Raw genomic sequence first — 18569 nt, 5'->3', positions numbered from 1 at the left:
CGCTGGCCTGAGCGCGCGATCCGCAGCCAGCGAAGATTCTCACATCGGCGGGCATCGCCGGAGCGGCGGGCCGTTTGCGAGGATGGGCGCATGGCATACGACGCGAGCACGCAGCCCGACGTGTCCGGGCTGACCGTCGGGATCATCGGCGGCACCGGCGACCAGGGCCGGGGCCTGGCCTACCGGTTCGCCCGGGCCGGGCAGACCGTGCTGATCGGCTCCCGGTCCGCCGGGCGGGCCGCGCAGGCCGCCGAGGAGATCGCCGTCATGCCCGGCGTGCCGTCCGGCGCGACCGTCACCGGCGGCGACAACGACGAGGTGGCCCGCCGCAGCGACGTGGTGGTGATCGCGGTGCCGTGGGACGGTCACGCCGCCACCGTCGCCGCCCTCGCGCAGCCGCTCGCCGGCAAGATCGTCATCGACTGCGTGAACCCGCTCGGCTTCGACAAGCAGGGCCCGTACGCGCTGCCCGTCGCCGAGGGCAGCGCCGTCCAGCAGGCCGCCGGGCTGCTGCCCGACTCCCGGGTCTGCGCCGCGTTCAACCACGTCAGCGCGCCGCTGCTGGCCGACCCGGAGGTCGAACGGATCGACCTCGACGTGCTGATCTGCACCGAGGACCGCGAGCTGGTGGACGTCGTGGGGGCGCTCGCGGCCCGGATCCCCGGCATGCGCGGGATCTACGCCGGCCGGCTGCGCAACGCCCACCAGATCGAGGCGTTCACGGCCAACCTGATCGCCATCAACAAGCGCTACAAGGCGCACGCCGGCATCCGGGTCACCGACCTCTGAGCCGCCGGGGCGGGAGATCCCGGGCGGGCAGCTTCCCACCGGGGCCACCGGCGCCGGGCAACGGATGGCGGCGGCGTGACCACGCGCGGGCGCGGTGACCGAGGGGTGGGCGCCCACCCCGCGGTCACCGCATCGGCGTACCGGTCAGAAGGTGTGCTCGGCGGCGGGGAACTCGCCGCCGCGGACCTCGTCGGCGAACCGGCGGGTGGCGTCGGTCAGCGCGCCGGCCAGGTCGAGGTAGCGCTTCACGAAGCGCGGGGCCTTCCCGGTGCGCAGGCCGGCCATGTCCTGCCAGACCAGCACCTGCGCGTCGGTGCCCGGGCCGGCCCCGATACCGACGGTCGGGATCGGCAGCTCCGCGGTGACCCGCCCGGCCACCTCGCCCGGCACCATCTCCAGCACCACCGCGAACGCGCCCGCCTCGGTCACCGCCCGCGCGTCGGCGAGCACGTCGTCGGCCGCGTCGCCCCGCCCCTGCACCCGGTACCCGCCGAGGGTGTGCTCGCGCTGCGGGGTGAAGCCGATGTGCGCCATCACCGGGATGCCGGCGTCGACGATCGCGGCGATCTGCGCCGCGCAGCGCCGGCCGCCCTCCAACTTCACGGCGTGGCAGCCGCCCTCCTTCATGAACCGGACCGCGGTGCGCAGCGCCTGCGTCGGCCCCTCCTCGTACGAGCCGAACGGCAGGTCGCCGACGATCAGCGCCTGCCGGGTGGCCCGCACCACCGCGCGGACCAGCGGCAGCAGCTCGTCGACGGTCACCGGCAGCGTCGTCTCGTAGCCGAAGACGTTGTTCGCCGCCGAGTCGCCGACCAGCAGCGCCGGGATGCCGGCGGCGTCGAAGATCGACGCCGTGTACTGGTCGTACGAGGTCAGCATCGACCACCGCTCGCCGCGTTCCTTGGCGGCGAGCAGGTCGCGGGTGCGGACCCGCCGGGTGGCCGGGCCGCCGTACAGCGCCGTCACCTCGGTCGGGGTGGACTCCACCATGACTGTCTCCTTCCTCGAGGCCGCCTTCGCGGTCCCCGGGTTCTGCCGCGATCGTCGCACCGGGCGGGCGGCGGCGGGAGGCGTCAGTGCAGGATCTCACTCCCCGGCGGCACGGGTCGGCCGCCGGGCGTACCCGCGCCGGGTCAGCCGTCCTCGCGCCAGCGGTTGGTGATCGGCAGCCGGCGGTCCCGCCCGAACGCCTTCATCGAGATCTTCGTGCCGGGCGCCGACTGGCGGCGCTTGTACTCGGCGGTGTCCACCATCCGCAGCACCCGGTCGACGACCGCCGGGTCGTGGCCGGACTCGACGAGCCCGGCCCGGCCGAGGTCGCCGTCGACGTACCCGATCAGGATCGGGTCGAGCACGTCGTAGTCGGGCAGGGTGTCGCTGTCGAGCTGGCCGGGGCTCAGCTCGGCGCTCGGCGGCTTGCCGATCGAGTTCTCGGGGATCGGCGGCGTCTCGCCCCGGCGGGCGGCGTCCGCGTTGCGCCACTTCGCCAGCCGCCAGACCAGCGTCTTCCACACGTCCTTGATCGGGTTGAACCCGCCGACCGAGTCGCCGTACAGGGTGGAGTAGCCGACCGCCAGCTCGCTCTTGTTGCCGGTGGTGAGGACGAGATGGCCCTCCTGGTTCGACAGCGCCATCAGCAGCACCCCGCGCACCCGGGCCTGGAGGTTCTCCACCGCCAGCCCGGACAGCGACAGGTTCGCCAGGAAGGTGTCCACCATCGGCTGGATCGGCTGCACCCGGTAGTCCAGCCCGGTGCGCTTGGCCAGGTCCTCCGCGTCCTCGCGGGAGTGTTCCGAGGAGTGCTGGCTGGGCATCGACACCCCGACCACCCGGTCCGGGCCGAGCGCGTCGACCGAGAGGGCCGCCACCACCGCCGAGTCGATGCCGCCGGAGAGCCCCAGCACCACCGACGGGAACCGGTTCTTGTCGACGTAGTCGCGCAGGCCCAGCACCAGCGCCTGCCACACCTCGGCCTCGTCGGCCGCCGGCTCGATGATCCCGCCGACCGCCACCCCGCCCGGGGCCGGCGGCAGCAGGTCGCTGACCGTGGCGCGCACGATCCGCATCCCGCCTTCCAGCTCCCCGGTGCCGCCGACCGGCTCCGGCGCCGCCGGCAGCTCGACGTCGTGCAGCAGCAGGTGCTCGACGAACTGCGGGGCGCGGGTCAGCAGCGTCCCGTCCGCGCCCACGATCATCGAGTCGCCCTCGAAGACCAGCTCGTCCTGCGCGCCGACCATGTTGACGTACGCCACGGTGGCGCCCGCCTCGGCGGCCCGGCGACGCACCAGCGGTAGCCGGACGTCGTCCTTGTTCAGCTCGTACGGCGAGCCGTTGATCGTGACCACCAGGCCCACCCCGGCCTGCCGGGCCACCGCGAACGGGCCGCCGGCCTGCCACAGGTCCTCGCAGATGGTCAGCGCCACGTCCACCCCGCCGACCCGCACCACGGTCAGCGTGTCGCCGGGGACGAAGTAGCGATCCTCGTCGAACACGCCGTAGTTGGGCAGGTGGTGCTTGAAGTAGGTGGCCGTCACCTCGCCCCGGTGCAGCACGGCGGCGGCGTTGCGGGCCCCGTGGCCCGGCTGGGCGTCGGCGCTGACCTGCGGCGGGCCGTCCGCGTCCAGGTAGCCGACCACCACCGGCAGCTCGCCGAGGCCGTCGGCGGCCAGGTCGGCGGCGAGGCGGCGCAGCGCGGCCTGGGACGCGGCCACGAAGGACCGACGGAAGACCAGGTCCTCGACCGGGTATCCGGTCAGCGTCATCTCCGGGAACACGACGAGCTGGGCGCCCGCGTCGGCGGCCCGCCGGGTCCACCGGCGGACCAGGTCGGCATTGCCGTCGAGGTCGCCGACGATCGGATTGACCTGGGACAGGGCGAGACGCAGGGTGGGCATGCCCTCATCTTGCCCCAGCCCGGCGGGCCCGACACGGCGGGCGGCGGGAGACGGCGGCCACCGGCCTGGGCGTCCCGGGACCGGGCCGCCGGCCCGTGGGAGCGGGTCCGCCGGCCCGCGCGCCAGGTGGCGGGACACGACAGGACGCGGCCCGGAAAGGTCGCGTAACGTCTGCGTAAAGGACCCGGTGGAGACTGGGCGATCAGGCCCGGCCGGTGCTGGGCAACAGTGTCGCGAGGGGTGGAAGTGGACCGTCAGCAGGAGTTCGTCCTCCGTACGCTGGAAGAGCGGGACATCCGGTTCGTCCGGCTGTGGTTCACCGACGTGCTGGGCACCCTCAAGAGCGTCTCGGTCGCGCCCGCCGAGCTGGAGGCGGCCTTCGAGGAGGGCATCGGGTTCGACGGCTCGGCGATCGAGGGCTTCGCCCGGGTCTTCGAGTCCGACATGGTGGCCATGCCCGACCCGACGACCTTCCAGGTGTTCCCCTTCGAGGGCGGGGTGAGCGGCGAGAGCGCCCGGATGTTCTGCGACATCCTGCTCCCCGACGGCGGCCCGTCCTGGGCCGACCCCCGGCACGTGCTGCGCCGGATGCTGTCCAAGGCCGCCGAGAAGGGCTTCACCTTCTACACCCACCCGGAGATCGAGTTCTTCCTGCTGGAGAACGGCCCGCAGGACGGCTCGGTGCCCGTCCCGGTCGACACCGGCGGCTACTTCGAGCACACCACCCACGCGGTGGCCCGGGACTTCCGCCGCCAGGCCGTGCTGGCCCTGGAGCGGATCGGCATCTCGGTGGAGTTCAGCCACCACGAGGTCGCCCCCGGCCAGCAGGAGATCGACCTGCGCTACGCCGACGCGCTGACCACCGCCGACAACATCATGACCTTCCGGCACGTGGTCAAGGAGGTGGCCCTCTCCACCGGGGTGCAGGCCAGCTTCATGCCGAAGCCGTTCACCGACCAGCCGGGCAGCGGCATGCACACCCACCTGTCGCTGTTCGAGGGGGAGCGCAACGCGTTCCACGACAACGCCGACCCGATGAAGCTGTCGAAGGTGGCGAAGTCGTTCATCGCCGGGCTGCTCATGCACGCCCGGGAGTACACGGCGGTCACCAACCAGTGGGTCAACTCGTACAAGCGGCTCTTCCCGCTGGCGCTGCCGGACCGGATCACCGAGAGCCCCGCGTACGTCTGCTGGGGGCACCTGAACCGGTCCGCGCTGGTCCGCGTCCCCGCGTACGGCAAGCCGAACTCGGCCCGGGTCGAGGTCCGCTCGCTGGACTCGGCCACCAACCCCTACCTGGCCTTCGCGATGCTGCTCGGTGCCGGCCTCAAGGGCATCGAGGAGGGCTACGAGCTGCCCCCGGGCGCCGAGGACGACGTCTGGTCGCTGAGCAGCGCCGAGCGCCGCGCCATGGGGTACGAGGCGCTGCCGGAGAACCTGTCCGAGGCGATCGACGTGATGGCCGGCTCCGAGCTGGTCGCCGAGGTGCTCGGCGAGCACGTCTTCGACTTCTTCCTGCGCAACAAGCGGGCCGAGTGGGAGCAGTACCGCCGCGAGGTAACCCCCTACGAGCGGCAGCGCTACCTGTCGCTGTAGGGCCCGCCGCCGGCGCGGACCGCCGGGGGTTGCGGCGGGCCGCTATCGTCTCGATCACCGCGCCGGCACCCCCGCCGGGCGGTAGGTGGTCGGGAGGCAGTCGGTGCTGGAGGACCTGCTCAGCGGAGCCTGGCAGAGCGTCGTGTTCGGGGTCGTCGGGGTGGGTCTGATGGCGGCCGGCTTCGGCCTGGTCGACCTGCTCACCCCGGGGAAGCTGCGCGAGCTGATCTGGGTGCGACGCAACGCCAACGCCGGGCTGCTGCTCGCCGCGAACCAGCTCGGCATCGCCGGTATCGTCTTCACCGCGGTCCTCACCAGCTACGACGACTTCGGCAAGGGGCTGGCCTCCACGATCATCTTCGGGCTGATCGGCCTGTTGATCATGGCGCTGGCGTTCTTCGTGCTGGACCTGCTCACCCCGGGCAAGCTCGGCGAGGTCATCTGCTCCGAGGAGCCGCACCCGGCGGCCTGGGCCAGCGCCGCCACCCACTTCGGGGCCGCGCTGATCGTCTGCGCCTGCATCGCCTGACCCGGCCCGCCCCGCCTGACCCGGCCTCGTCGCACCCGGCGGCTAACCTGCGGGGGTGAACCGGACGGACCGTCTCTACGCGCTGGTCGAGGAGCTGCGGGCGGTGTCGCCCCGGCCTCGCAGCTCCCGCTGGCTCGCCCACCGCTTCGAGGTCAGCTCGCGCACCATCGAGCGCGACATCGGCGCGTTGCAGCAGGCCGGGGTGCCGATCTGGGCGGAGGCCGGCCGCACCGGCGGCTATGTCGTCGACCGCGCGCACACCCTGCCGCCGGTCAACCTCACCGCCGCCGAGGCGGTGGCGATGGCCGTGGCTCTGCACCGCCTCGGCGGCGGCCCGTTCACCGAGGCGGGCACCACAGCGCTGCGCAAGCTGCTCGCGGTGATGCCACCCGCCGACGCCGCAGAGGCCCGCCGGCTCGCCGGCCGGGTGCACCTCATCGGCGGTGGGCCCGCCGCGCCCGTCCCGTCCGCCGTCGCCGGCGCGGTGACCGCCCGCCGGGTGCTGCGCCTCGGGTACGCCGACCGGGCCGGGGCCGTCACCGAGCGGGTCGTGGAGCCGCTGGGCTTCCTCGGCAACCCCTGGCACTGGTATCTGCTGGCCTGGTGCCGCCTGCGCGACGGCCTGCGCGCGTTCCGGGTGGACCGGATCGGCTCGGTGACCGCGCTGCCGGAGCCGGTCACCCGGGAGCTGCGCCCCGACGACCTCGACATCCCGTCCGAGCGGGTCCGCCCGCTCAGCCTGGCCTGAAAACCCGACAGCGCCGGATGCCCCGGCCGGGCATGCTGGCGGCTTCGCCGCCACCGAGGAGGACCGCGTGTCCGACACGCTCAGCTACGCCGACGCCGTCCGCCTGCTCGGTGGGCAGGACAACGGGCTGGTCGGCTGGTTCGACAGGCTGACCGGGGGCGCGCTGCTGGCCGCCGCGGTCCCGGTGCCGGCGCTGCTGGGGATCTTCGACGCCAAGGCGGAGTTCGTCCGGCTCGGCCACGAGCTGATGCGCGGCGCGGCGGAGAAGCGCTCCGGCCTGTCCCGGTACGGGCGGTCGCAACGGCTGGAGGCGGCGCACGCGGTGCTCGCGGTGACCGCGTTCTTCGAGGTGCTGGGCGAGCGGGCCCCGTCCGACCTCGGCGGGCTCGGGCCCACCCGGGAGGAGCAACTGCGGCTGGCCGGCGGCGACCCCGGGGGCGACCTCGTCGCGGCGCTGTTCGGCACGGCGGCCCCGGCGCCCGGTCCGCACCTGCCCTACCGCACGCTGCGCGCCGCGCTCACCACCTACTACGCCGGGCTGGCCGACCGGGTCGTCGTCTTCTTCCGGGGCCTCGCCGTCGCCGACCGCCTCGACGCGACACGGTGGGCGCGCGTCGAAGGGGAACTGCGCGACCTGCCGCCGGCAGCGGTCGACCGGCACCGCGACCTGCTGACCCGGCTCGCCGTCGGCTTTCCCGAGGCGTCCCTCTGGCTCGGCCTGGACGAGCACGAGGCGACCCGGGAGGAGGTGCGCCGCCTCTGTGTCGGGCTGGCCGACCTGCACCGGGCCCTGGCGGAGATCTCCACGGGCCGGGCCCCGGACGACAGGCGCGCCGCGCTCGCCGCCGCGTACGCCGCCGAGCTGCGCCGGCCGGTGATCTCCTCCGGGGACGTGCCGGAAGGACTGACCGTGCCGACGCTCGGCGAGGCGTACGTCCCGCCGCTGTGCCGGATCGCGGAGCTGGGCCCGGGGGCGCTGCCCGCCGACGAGACGTGGTGGGCCGGCCAGGCGCTGCGCGACGACCTGTGGCAGTCCCTCGTCGTGCACCTCACCTCGCCCGGCGCGACCCGGGCGCCGCTGCTGGTGCTCGGGCAGCCGGGCTCCGGCAAGTCGTTGCTGACCCGGGTCGTCGCCGCCCGGCTGCCGGCGGCGGACTTCCTGGTGGTCCGGGTGGTGCTGCGCGACGTGTACGCGGCCGGTGACCTCCAGGACCAGATCGAGCAGGCGGTTCGCGACGCCACCGGGGAGCGGCTCGACTGGCCGGCGCTGGCCCGCTCGGCCGGCGACGCGCTGCCGGTGGTGCTGCTCGACGGCTTCGACGAGCTGCTCCAGGCCACCGGGGTCAGCCAGACCGACTACCTGCGCCGGGTGGCGGCGTTCCAGCGCCGGGAGGCCGACCAGGGCCGCCCGGTGGCGGTGCTGGTCACCAGCCGCACCAGCGTGGCCGACCGGGCGCAGCCGCCGCCCGGCGCGGTGGCGGTGCGGCTGGAGCCCTTCGACGACGCGCGGGTCGGGGAGTGGCTGGAGATCTGGAACCGGGTGAACGAGGCCGCCTTCCGGGCGCGGGGCGTGCGCCCGCTGGGCCGGGGGACGGCGCTGGAGCACCGGGAGCTGGCCGGGCAGCCGTTGCTGCTGCTGATGCTGGCGCTCTACGACGCCGAGGGCAACGAGCTGAGCCGCACCGGGAAGCTGCGCCGCGGCGAGCTGTACGAGCGGCTGCTGCGCCGCTTCGCCCGGCGGGAGGTGACCAAGCAGCGCGACGGCCTGCCGGAGCCGGAGCTGGACCGGGCGGTCGAGGCGGAGCTGCGCCGGCTGGCCGTGGTCGCGTTCGCCATGTTCAACCGGCGCGCGCAGTGGATCGGCTCGGCCGAGCTGGACGCCGACCTGGCGGCGCTGTCGTTCGGCGGGACGGGCGCGGGGGAGCGGGCCGGGCTGCGGGCGCCGCTGGCGGCGGCAGAGGTGGTGCTGGGCCGCTTCTTCTTCGTCCACCGCTCCCGCGCCCACGACGCCGGGCGCCGACGCGAGACGTACGAGTTCCTGCACGCCACCTTCGGCGAGTACCTGGTCGCCCGGCTCGCCGGGCAGCTGGTGGACGACCTGGTGGCCCGGGACGCCGCCGCCAGCCTGTCCTGGGACGGCGAGCCGGTCTCCGACGACCTGCTGCACGCCCTGCTGTCGTACGCCGTGCTCAGTACCCGGGCCACCGTCTTCGCCTTCCTCGCCGAGTGGCTGGCCGGGCGGGACGAGGCGCACCGCCGCGCCTGGGCGGACCTGCTGCTGCGGCTGTTCCGCGCCGCCCCGCACGCCGCCGGCACCCGCCGGTACGACGGCTACCGCCCCCGGCGGCTGCCCGTGCCCGCCCGCTACGCCGCGTACGGGGCGAACCTGTTGCTGCTCGCCCTGGCCGCCGCCGACGCGGTGACCGGGCGGGAGCTGTTCCCGGAGGCCGCCGACCCCGTCGACGGGTGGCGGGCCCAGGTGGGGCTGTGGCGTGCGCAGCTCGACGGCGAGGAGTGGGAGAGCCTGAGTGACCTGCTGGCGCTGGAGCGCCTCGGCGGCGGCGCGGGCCGGGACGTCCGGGTCTGGGCGGACGGTCGGCTGGCCGCCCCGCCGGAGCTGGACGTGCCGTGGGCGCTGGGCCTGCCCGGGGGAGTCGTCCACGGGCTGCCGGGCGAGCGCCTCGCCCGGTTGCGCCGCAACGCCCACCTGACCTGCGACCCGGACGACGCCGTCGTGGTGCACGCCCTGGAGCCGATGTTCGACAAGCTGTCGACGGCGCTCGCCGTTTTCTCCGACACCGGGTCCGGCGTCGCCGCCTCGGCCGCCCACGCGCTGGTCGACGCCTGGCTCCTGCCGCTGCGCTCGGCCACCCGGCAGGAGCGGCGAACCGTGTACCTGCGCTGCCTCCGGGTGGCGCTGGACGCGGAACACCTGGTCGCCAACTGGGACCGGGCCGCCTTCCTGCGGCTGCTGCTCGACCGGCTGGCGGAGGACTGCGACGCCTCCGCCGACGTGGTGGCCGAGGTGCTGTCCGCCTGCCACGACTCCGCTCTGCTGGTGTACCCCGAGGTGGCCGCCGCGCTGTTCCGGTGCGCGCAGCGGGCGCTGGGCGCGGACCCGGCCGCCGACCGGCGGATCGGCGAGGCGGTCATCGAGGCTGGCCTCACGCTGCGCGCCTTCTCCCAGGGGTGGCGAAGCGACGACGTCGCCGTCGACGTGCTCGCACGCCTCTACGAGATCGGTATGGGCCGGTCGGTGCCGCTCGGGCTGGCGACCGACTTCGCGGCCCGGTACGACGGCCACCGGCCCGGCCTCGCACGACGGCTGGGTGAGCTGTCGCACGAGGCCGTGCTCCGCGAGAAACACCGACAGGACGGTGTCGTGGGCGCGGGCGAGGCTGGTCCCTGACGCCGGCCGAGCGGCCGGCACGAGGAGGGAACATGTCCAGCACGCCTGTCACCTGGTTCGAGATCGGCACCGACCGCCCCGAGAGGGCCGAGCGCTTCTACGGGGAGCTGTTCGGCTGGGCGTTCGAGGAACAGGGGGCGCCGGGCCGCTCGTACCGGGTGACCGGCGGCGGGTCCGGCGACGGCGGCATCGGCGGGGCGATCCGCGGCTCCGTCGGCGACGCCCCGAACTACGCGATCTTCTACGCCCAGGTCGCCGACGTGGCGGATGCCTGCCGGCGGGCCGAGGCGGCCGGCGGGAAGGTGCTGGTGCCGCCGGTCACCGCGCCGACCGGCCTGACCCACGCCCAGCTCGCCGACCCGTCGGGGAGCCGCTTCGGGGTGTTCACGCCGCCGCCCGCCGCCTGAATCTCGTGGTGAGGTGAGCACGCGGCCCGCCCGTGTCCGGTCCGGGCGGGGCCGCGTGGCGTTCACGCGCTGGGCGCGCCGTGGTTCACGCGCTGGGGCGCGTGGTGTTGACGCACTGGGCCGACCGGCGTGTCAGGCCCGGGGCGTCACTTGCCGGCCGGCTCGCCGCCGTGGCCCCGGCCGTGGCCGCCGCCCGGGCCGGGGAAGACGCCCGCCTCGACGGCCTTGGTGATCGCGTCGGCCTGCTCCTGGGTGAGCTTGCCGTCCTTGACGGCCTGGGCCAGCCGCTCCTTCAGCGCGGCCTGCCGGTCGGCGGCGTCGGGGCGCTCGCCGCGCTCCGGCCGGTCGGCCTTGTTCTGCTCGCGCACCTTGTCCAGGGCCGCGGTCACCTTCTCCGTGGAGACCCCCAGCTCCTTGGCGAGCGCCTCGGCGAACTCGGACTGCCGGTCGGCGCGCTGCTGCTGCCGGTCGGTGCCCTCGCTGCTGCTCGCGCTCGGGGTCGACGTCGAGCTGTCTTCGGCGAACGCGACGGCCGGCGCCGCGATCCCCACGGTGAGTACGCCTGCCGCCGCGAGGCCGGCCAGCAACTGCTTCTTGGAAATCGTGCGGGACATTCGTTCTCCATTTCGTTTGCTCGGGTGCGATGACATCACCGACAGTGACGGGGTGAGCTGGGTAGGGGCCGTGGCGACCCTGTCAGCGAGCTGAAAATCAGGTTTCGAACCGGGGACAAACCGGTTGCCACGGGACGGTCCGGCATACAGGGTGGGGATCGAGTCGAGCAGAGAGAGGCGGGCGTCCGTGACCACCCCCACCATCCGAGAGACCGTCCTGCCGGACGCGCACTGCGGCCCGTACGGGATCACCGCCGGGCCGGACGGCGCGCTGTGGCTGACCCTGGCCGGCACCGGCGGGATCGCCCGGGTGGCCGCCGACGGCGCGGTGCGGACCCACCCCGGCGACCCGGCGAGCCGCCCGCTGATCATCACGACGGGCCCGGACGGCGCGCTCTGGTTCACCCGCTCCGGGGACGACCGGATCGGCCGGATCACCACCGCCGGGGCGGCGACGTCGGTCGCGCTGCCGGCCGGCACCGCGCCGTGCGGCATCACCGCCGGCCCCGACGGGGCCCTCTGGTACGCGGGGATGAGCAACGACACCGTGGGTCGGGTCGGCACCGACGGGACGGTCACCGCGTACCCGTTGCCGGTCAGCGGCGGGTTCCCGTCGATGATCACGGCAGGGCCGGACGACGCCCTGTGGTTCACCCTCAACCAGGCGAACGCCGTCGGCCGGATCGCGCTGGACGGCGCGGTGCGCCTGCACCCGCTGCCCACCGAAGCCGCCGGGCCGGTCGGCATCACCCTCGGCGCGGACGGGGCCCTCTGGTTCGTCGAGATCGCCGCCGGTCAGCTCGGCCGGCTCACCCCGGACGGCCGGATCGAGGAGTACCCGCTGCCGGACCGGGCCGCCCGGCCGCACGCGATCGTCGCGGACCCGGCCGGCGGCTGCTGGTTCACCGAGTGGGCGGCCAACCGCATCGGCCACGTCACCCCCGAGGGCCGCGTCGACGCGTACGACCTGCCCACCCCGGACTCGGAGCCGCACGGCCTCGCGGTCCTGCCCGACGGCACGGTCCACGCCGCGTTGGAGCGGGGGGCAGTGGCCCATTTGACTTTCTGAGGGGTCAGCGGACGGCGGGCGCGACCGTGAGGGTGCCGGCGTCGGCGTCGAGGGTGGCCGGGACGCCCACGCCGACCGTGAGCTGGCCCTGGCCGTGGCCGATCGGAAGGCCGCCGAGGACCGGGACGCCGAGGTCGCCGAGGCGGTCGGTCAGGACGTCGGTGACGCTGGTGTCCCACTCGTCCGCGCAGCCGGTGAACTGCCCGACGGCCACCCCGGCGAGGCCGTCCAGGGCGCCGGCCCGGCGCAGCTGGGTCAGCATCCGGTCCACCTTGTACGGGGGCTCCTGCACGTCCTCGACCAGCAGCACCGCCCCGGTCAGGTCCGGCATGTCCGGGGTGCCCAGGGTGGCGGCGAGCAGACAGAGGTTGCCGCCGAGCAGCGTCCCGGTGGCGCGGCCGGAAACCCGGACGGCGAACGTCTCCTCCTCGGCGACGGCGGCGACGGTGACCGGCTCGGTGGTCATCAGCGCGGCGTGCAGCGACTCGGCCGAGCGCAGCGGGGTGCGCTCGTCCATCCAGGCCGCCCCGGGGCCGTGCACGCCGGCCAGCCGGGCGCCGCGCCAGAGGGCGAGCTGCAACGCGGTGATGTCGGAGAAGCCCGCCAGCACCTTCGGGTCCCGGCGCACCGCCGCCATGTCGACGGCGTCCACCATCCGCTGCGCGCCGTAGCCGCCCCGGGTGCAGATCACCCCGCGCACCGACGGGTCGGCGAACGCCGTGTTCAGGTCGGCGGCGCGCAGCTCGTCCGACCCGGCCAGGTATCCCTGGCGGGCGTACGCGTTCGGCGCGAGCACCGGGCGCAGCCCCCAGCCGGTGAGCAGCTCGACGCCCCGGGCCACCCGCTCCGGCCGGATCGGCCCGGACGGGGACACCAGCATCACCGTGTCCCCGGGGCGCAGGACCGGTGGGCGCAGGACGGCGTCGTCGGTGATCACAGCCGCAGAGCCTAGCCGCCGGCCGGAGACCCAGGCCTCCGGCCGGCACCGTCTCGGGGAGCACCATGCCGAGGCGTTCCGGGCCTCGGTCGGCGTACCCGATAGCCTCGACGGCGTGGCAACCGCGCTGGTGATCGAGAACGACCCGACCGACGACGTCCGCCGCCTGGGGGAATGGCTGGTGGAGGGCGGCCTGGAGCTGCGGGTGCTGCGCCCGCACGCCGGGGACGAGCTGCCCGCCGACCTCGACGGGTACGCGGCCCTGGTGGTGCTCGGCGGCGAGCAGCAGCCGTACCCGCTGCCCGACGGCAGCCCGGGGGCGCCCTGGTTCCCGAAGCTGGAGGGGCTGCTGCGCAAGGCCGTCCGGAACCGGGTGCCCACCCTCGGCATCTGCCTCGGCGCGCAACTGCTGGCCACGTCGCACGCCGGCCTGGTCGAGCGCAGCCCGTCCGGGCCCGAGGTCGGCCCCGCCATGGTCGGCCGCCGGGACGCCGCCGAGACCGACCTGCTGTTCCGGTACGTGCCGCTGATCCCCGACGTGTTCCAGTGGCACGTCGACGAGATCACCGAGCTGCCGCACGGGGCGACCCTGCTGGCCGCCTCCACCCGCTACCCGCACCAGGCGTTCCGGCTCGGCGACCGGGCCTGGGGGCTCCAGTTCCACATCGAGCCCGACACCGCGATGATCGCCGACTGGGCCACCGACTCCGCCCTGCTCGCCGAGCTGGGCTACGACCCGGAGCTGGTGGTCGCCGCCTGCGACCGGTTGATGGCCGACGTCGAGGAGGTGTGGCAGCCGTTCGCGATCCGGTTCGCCGCCCTCGCCCTCGGTGAGCTGAGCGGCGACGGCGTCCGGCGCAACCTGCCCCTGCTCGGGCACTGACCCGTGGTCAGCAGACCGGCCCGGGGCCGGCTGGCCCGCTACGGCTTCGGCACCGCCGACGGCGACGGCGGCTCCCGGGCCGCCGACCTGCTCGGCCCGGCCGGGCTCGGCCTGTGGCGGCCGGAGGAGCAGGAGCCGGTCGACGAGCGGGCCGCCGAGTTGCTGGCCGCGCTGTCCCGGGCCGCCGACCCGGATCTGGCCCTGCGCCAGCTGCACCGCCTCGCCGAGGCCGAGAGCCGCGCGGCCGGCAGCACCGGCGGGTCGACGGGTGCGCGCCGGGCCACCGGCGAGCCCGCCGACTCGGAGCTGCTGGACGCCCTGCACGCCGACCCGGGGCTGCGCCGGCGGCTCATCGCCGTGCTCGGCGCGTCCTCGGCCCTCGGCGACCACCTGGTGGCCAACGTCGGCCAGTGGCCGGTGCTCGCCACCGACCCGGACGGGCTCGCCCCCGCCGCCGAGGGCCGGCTGGACCTGGCGGCGGCGGCCCGGGTCACCGCGTCCGCCCAGCCGATCGCGGTGCTGCGCCAGGCGTACCGGCTGGCCCTGCTGCGGATCGCGGCGGCCGACCTGACCGGCGGTCGCGCCCTGGAACAGACCATGGCCGCGCTCTCCGGGCTGGCCGACGCCACCCTCGGCGCGGCCTACGACATCGCGGTGGGTGAGCTGCCCGAGGGCACGCCACGGCCCCGGCTGGGCGTGGTGGCGATGGGCAAGTGCGGCGGCGGCGAGCTGAACTACGTCTCCGACGTCGACGTGATCTTCCTCTGCGCCGAGGACGACGAGTTGCCGGCGGCCACCACGGTCGCCACCCGGCTGATCCACATCTGCGGGCTGGTCGCCTGGCCGGTCGACGCCGCGCTGCGCCCCGAGGGCAGCCGGGGCCCGCTGGTCCGCACCCTGGCCAGCCACCTGGCGTACTACCGGCGCTGGGCGCGCACCTGGGAGTTCCAGGCGCTGCTGAAGGCCCGCCCGGCGGCCGGCGACCTGGCCCTGTCCCAGGAGTGGATCGACCAGCTCGCCCCGCTGGTCTGGCGGGCCGCCGAGCGGCCGGAGGCCGTCGAGGACGTCCGCTCGATGCGCCGCAGGATCATCGACAACATCCCGCCGAAGGAGCTGGACCGCGAGATCAAGCGCGGGCCGGGCGGGCTGCGCGACATCGAGTTCGCCGTCCAGCTGCTGCAACTGGTGCACGGCCGGGGCGACGAGGCGCTGCGGGCGCCCGGCACCATCCCCGCCCTGCGCGCCCTGGTGGCCGGCGGCTACGTCGGCCGGGCCGACGGCGAGGCGCTGCTGCGCGGGTACCGCTTCCTGCGCGGCGTCGAGCACCGGCTCCAGCTCCAGGGCCTGCGCCGCACCCACACCGTGCCGGCCGACCCGGCCGGGCTGCGCTGGCTCGCCGCCGCCCTCGGCTACGCGGCCACCCCGGGCCGCAGCGCCGTCGAGGAGTTCCGCGCCGAGTGGGTCACCCACGCCGCCGAGGTACGCCGGCTGCACGCCAAGCTGCTGTACCGGCCGCTGCTGGAGTCGGTGGCCCGGGTCCCCGCCGACGGGCTGCGGCTCACCCCGGAGGCGGCCCGGCACCGGCTGGAGATCCTCGGCTTCGCCGACCCGGCCGGGGCACTGCGCCACCTCCAGGCCCTCACCGGCGGGGTGAGCCGCACCGCCGCCATCCAGCGCACCCTGCTGCCGGTGCTGCTCAGCGAGTTCGCCGACGCGCCCGAGCCGGACCGGGGGCTGCTCAACTACCGGAAGGTGTCCGACAAGCTGGGCGGCACCCCCTGGTACCTGCGGCTGCTGCGCGACTCCGGCCCGGTGGCCCGCCGGCTGGCCCGGGTGCTCTCCTCCTCCCGGTACGCGGCCGACCTGCTGGCCCGGGAGCCGGAGGCGCTGCGGCTGCTGGCCGAGGAGAACGAGCTGACCCCGCGCCCCCGCGACGTGCTCTGCGAGGGCTTCTCCGCCGCCGCGGCCCGGCACGCCGACCCGGTCGAGGCGACCCGCGCGGTCCGCGCCCTGCGCCGCCGGGAACTGGTCCGGATCGCCTGCGCCGACGTGCTCAGCCGGGCCGGGTCGCTCGCCCCCACCCCGACCCGCCCCGACCCGACCGGGCGGCCCGCGCTCGGCCTCGCCGACATCACCGCCGTCGGCGCCGCCCTGGCCGGCGTCACGGACGCCACCCTCGCCGCCGCGCTGCGCGCCGCCCGGGCCGCCCGGCCCGCCCCACCCGGGCTGCGGTTCGCGGTGATCGGCGTGGGCCGGCTCGGCGGGTACGAGTCGAACTACCTCTCCGACGCCGACGTGCTGTTCGTCTACGACCAGCCGCCCGGGGCGGAGGAGGGCACGGCCAGCGCCGCCGCCCACGCCATCGCCGAGGAGCTGCGCCGGCTGCTCTCCGCCCCGGCCCCCGACCCGCCGCTCGGGGTGGACGCCGACCTGCGCCCGGAGGGCCGACAGGGCCCGCTGGTGCGCAGCCTCGCCGCGTACGCCCAGTACTACGCCCGCTGGTCGGAGGTGTGGGAGGCACAGGCGCTGCTGCGCGCCCGGTTCGTCTGCGGCGACGCCGACCTGGGCGCCGAGTTCGAGACGATGGTCGACCCGGTGCGCTACCCGGCCGACGGGCTGACCCGGGAACAGATCGTCGAGATCCGCCGGATCAAGGCGCGGGTGGAGACCGAGCGGCTGCCCCGGGGCGCCGACCCGGCCACCCACACCAAGCTGGGCCGGGGCGGCCTTTCCGACGTCGAGTGGGCGGTGCAGCTCCTCCAGCTCCGGCACGCCGGCCGGCTCCCGGCGCTGCGCGGCACGCGTACCCTCGACGCGCTCGCGGCGGCGGCCGACGCCGGCCTGGTCGACCCGGCGGACGCCGTCGAGATGGCGGCCGGCTGGACCCTGGCCGCGCAGGTCCGCAACGCGCTGATGCTGGTCCGGGGCCGGGCCGGCGACCAGCTGCCCCGGCACGGCGTGGAGCTGGCCGGGGTGGTGCGGCTGCTCGGCCGCGACGACCCGGGCGAGTTCCTCGACGAGTACCTGCGCACCGGCCGCCGCTCCCGCACGGCGATGGAACGCGTCCTCGACGCCTGACGGTCGGAGTCCGGCGGGGCGGGGCCGCCGGTCAGTGGATCGTGTACCGGCCGGTGGTCGGCACGGTCATCGTCGTCCACTCTCCGGCGGGGGACAGCCGGGCGGGGGGATCGGTGGTCAGCCATCGGCTGTACCGGATCCGGATCGACACGGGGGTCCCGGCGGGAGCCTCGACCGTCACCGACCCGGCATCGTGCCCTGTCAGCATGCCCGGCGGCGCGACCAGGGGCGTCGGGTCGGACACCGCGTAGAGCCGCCAGTGCCGCTCGGACCAGACCTCGGTGAGGTACGGCAGCCCGCCGTCGACCAGTTCCGTCTCCGCGCGCCCCACCCAGGACAGGTCGGCGTCGGGCACGGCGACGTACTGCACGGCGTTGTCGGCCAGCCAGCCCCGGTAGCTGTCGGCGGTCAGCGGAACGCCCGTGCCGGTGGCGCCCGGCACGGTCGTGAAGAAGAGCGGATTGCGGGCGATGTCGGCCTGCCGCAGCCAGCCCCGCGCCAGCGGGACGTCGCCGAGGAGGGCGGCCTCCCAGTAGTCGCGGGTCGGCGGCACCTCGACCCGCCCGGTGAGCCCACGCCGGGCCAGCTCGGCGCGCAGCGGGGCGAAATAGGCCGGCTCGGTCGTCGGGCCGCCGACGCCTTGCAGGTCGGCGGGCACCACCGGGGGCTGCCACCAGCAGACGGCGGCCAGCAGCGCCGCCAGGGCAGTGCCGGCCACCCCGCCCCGGCGCAGCGCGGCCGGCAGCCGCCGGGCGGCCCGCTCCGGCAGCCGGGCGGCGGCGGCCAGCACCGGCAGCGCGAACATCACCACGAGGCGGGTCGCGTTCAGCCCGACCGGCGTGTGCACCAGCGCGGCGAGCAGCACCCCGGCCGCCGACAGCAGCGCGCCCACCCGGACCGGCCGGTACGCCACCAGCGCGGCCACCACCAGGCTGGCCAGCGCGGCGCGCAGGGTGTCGGTGCGGCTGATGTTCATCCAGCCGCCCTCGCCGAACAGCAGCCCGGTCACGGCCAGCGGGGCCGCCGCGGCGACGCCGAGCAGCAGGCCGTCGCCGTACCGGCGGTTGAGCAGCAGCGCGGCCCCGGCCAGCCCGACGAACAGGCCGGCGACCGGGCTGGTCGCCGAGGCCAGCAGCGCCCCCGCGACGGCCGCGGCGGCGCGCAGCCGGCGTCGCCCCGCAGGGGCCTCCGAAGGCAGGGTGAGCGCGAGCAGCGCGGCGAGCCCGAACGCCACGCCGAGACCGTAGGTGACCCGGCCGGAGACGAGGTTGCCGGCGATGGTGACCACCCCGACCAGGCCGCCGAGCAGCGGGCGGGGCACCCCGGTACGCACCAGCAGCGCGGCGAACGCCGCCGCCGCGACCACCAACGCGAGGACGCCGGTCACCCGGACACCGAGGACGGCCATCACCGGCGGGGAGACCAGGCTGTAGCCCAGGGGCTGGATTCCGCCGTACCACCGCAGGTCCACCAGGGCGGGGCCGTGCGCGGCGAAGAAGTCGGCGCGGGCCACCTGGGCCGAGAGGTCGGAGCCCATCCTCGGCAGGAGCAGGTACCCCAAGCCCAGGACGGCCGAGAACCCGGCGGACACCGCCACCACCGCACCGCGTCGCATG

Annotated in this window: 14 protein-coding genes; 9 read left to right on the top strand and 5 right to left on the bottom strand. The window is 75.6% G+C overall.

What is annotated here, in order from left to right; genetic code table 11:
* Positions 1-90 precede the first annotated feature (90 nt).
* Positions 91-789, top strand: coding sequence for an NADPH-dependent F420 reductase (npdG, locus tag GVV04_RS23660; RefSeq protein ID WP_161690508.1), 699 nt, complete (start codon positions 91-93; stop codon positions 787-789).
* 144 nt (positions 790-933) lie between these two features.
* Here the strand turns inward: npdG and panB are convergent, their stop codons facing one another.
* Positions 934-1779, bottom strand: coding sequence for a 3-methyl-2-oxobutanoate hydroxymethyltransferase (panB, locus tag GVV04_RS23655; RefSeq protein ID WP_161690506.1), 846 nt, complete (start codon positions 1777-1779; stop codon positions 934-936).
* A 143-nt stretch (positions 1780-1922) separates the two neighbouring features.
* Positions 1923-3683, bottom strand: a complete 1761-nt coding sequence (locus GVV04_RS23650; RefSeq protein WP_161690504.1) for an NAD+ synthase — start codon at positions 3681-3683, stop codon at positions 1923-1925.
* A 246-nt stretch (positions 3684-3929) separates the two neighbouring features.
* Between GVV04_RS23650 and glnA the strand changes: the two genes are divergently transcribed.
* From glnA to GVV04_RS23625, 5 genes are all read left to right on the top strand, one after another.
* Positions 3930-5279 carry a type I glutamate--ammonia ligase gene (glnA, locus tag GVV04_RS23645; protein WP_161690502.1) on the top strand — a complete coding sequence of 450 codons (1350 nt, stop codon included), beginning with the start codon at positions 3930-3932 and terminating at the stop codon, positions 5277-5279.
* Positions 5280-5382: 103 nt separating this feature from the next.
* The gene (locus GVV04_RS23640) at positions 5383-5808 is read left to right on the top strand and encodes a DUF350 domain-containing protein (protein WP_161690500.1); all 426 of its coding nucleotides are present in this window, start codon (positions 5383-5385) and stop codon (positions 5806-5808) included.
* Between the two features lie 55 nt (positions 5809-5863).
* On the top strand, positions 5864-6556 hold the full coding sequence (locus GVV04_RS23635; protein ID WP_161690498.1) for a helix-turn-helix transcriptional regulator: 693 nt from the start codon (positions 5864-5866) through the stop codon (positions 6554-6556).
* A 67-nt stretch (positions 6557-6623) separates the two neighbouring features.
* The gene (locus GVV04_RS23630) at positions 6624-9965 is read left to right on the top strand and encodes an NACHT domain-containing protein (RefSeq protein WP_161690484.1); all 3342 of its coding nucleotides are present in this window, start codon (positions 6624-6626) and stop codon (positions 9963-9965) included.
* A 32-nt stretch (positions 9966-9997) separates the two neighbouring features.
* The gene (locus GVV04_RS23625; protein WP_161690482.1) at positions 9998-10372 is read left to right on the top strand and encodes a VOC family protein; all 375 of its coding nucleotides are present in this window, start codon (positions 9998-10000) and stop codon (positions 10370-10372) included.
* Between the two features lie 146 nt (positions 10373-10518).
* On the opposite strand, the gene GVV04_RS23620 is transcribed toward GVV04_RS23625, so the two are convergent.
* A complete protein-coding gene (locus tag GVV04_RS23620) occupies positions 10519-10986 on the bottom strand; it encodes a hypothetical protein (protein WP_161690480.1) in 468 nt (155 codons plus the stop codon).
* Between the two features lie 187 nt (positions 10987-11173).
* Here GVV04_RS23620 and GVV04_RS23615 point away from each other — a divergent pair, with 187 nt between their 5' ends.
* Complete coding sequence (locus GVV04_RS23615; RefSeq protein WP_161690478.1) at positions 11174-12055, top strand: Vgb family protein; 882 nt, start codon at positions 11174-11176, stop codon at positions 12053-12055.
* A gap of 4 nt (positions 12056-12059) precedes the next feature.
* Here the strand turns inward: GVV04_RS23615 and GVV04_RS23610 are convergent, their stop codons facing one another.
* Complete coding sequence (locus GVV04_RS23610) at positions 12060-12992, bottom strand: S66 peptidase family protein (protein ID WP_161690476.1); 933 nt, start codon at positions 12990-12992, stop codon at positions 12060-12062.
* 115 nt (positions 12993-13107) lie between these two features.
* On the opposite strand from GVV04_RS23610, the gene GVV04_RS23605 reads away from it, so the two are divergent.
* Both GVV04_RS23605 and GVV04_RS23600 read left to right on the top strand, forming a co-directional pair.
* On the top strand, positions 13108-13875 hold the full coding sequence (locus GVV04_RS23605) for a type 1 glutamine amidotransferase (RefSeq protein ID WP_161690474.1): 768 nt from the start codon (positions 13108-13110) through the stop codon (positions 13873-13875).
* Between the two features lie 3 nt (positions 13876-13878).
* Positions 13879-16953, top strand: a complete 3075-nt coding sequence (locus GVV04_RS23600) for a bifunctional [glutamine synthetase] adenylyltransferase/[glutamine synthetase]-adenylyl-L-tyrosine phosphorylase (protein ID WP_161690473.1) — start codon at positions 13879-13881, stop codon at positions 16951-16953.
* A 31-nt stretch (positions 16954-16984) separates the two neighbouring features.
* On the opposite strand, the gene GVV04_RS23595 is transcribed toward GVV04_RS23600, so the two are convergent.
* Positions 16985-18568, bottom strand: coding sequence for a hypothetical protein (locus tag GVV04_RS23595; protein WP_161690471.1), 1584 nt, complete (start codon positions 18566-18568; stop codon positions 16985-16987).
* Between the last annotated feature and the right edge of the window lies 1 nt (position 18569).

This window comes from Micromonospora rubida, from assembly GCF_009908295.1.
Lineage (GTDB): Bacteria > Actinomycetota > Actinomycetes > Mycobacteriales > Micromonosporaceae > Micromonospora > Micromonospora rubida.
This window is presented reverse-complemented; position numbering and strand designations above follow the sequence as displayed.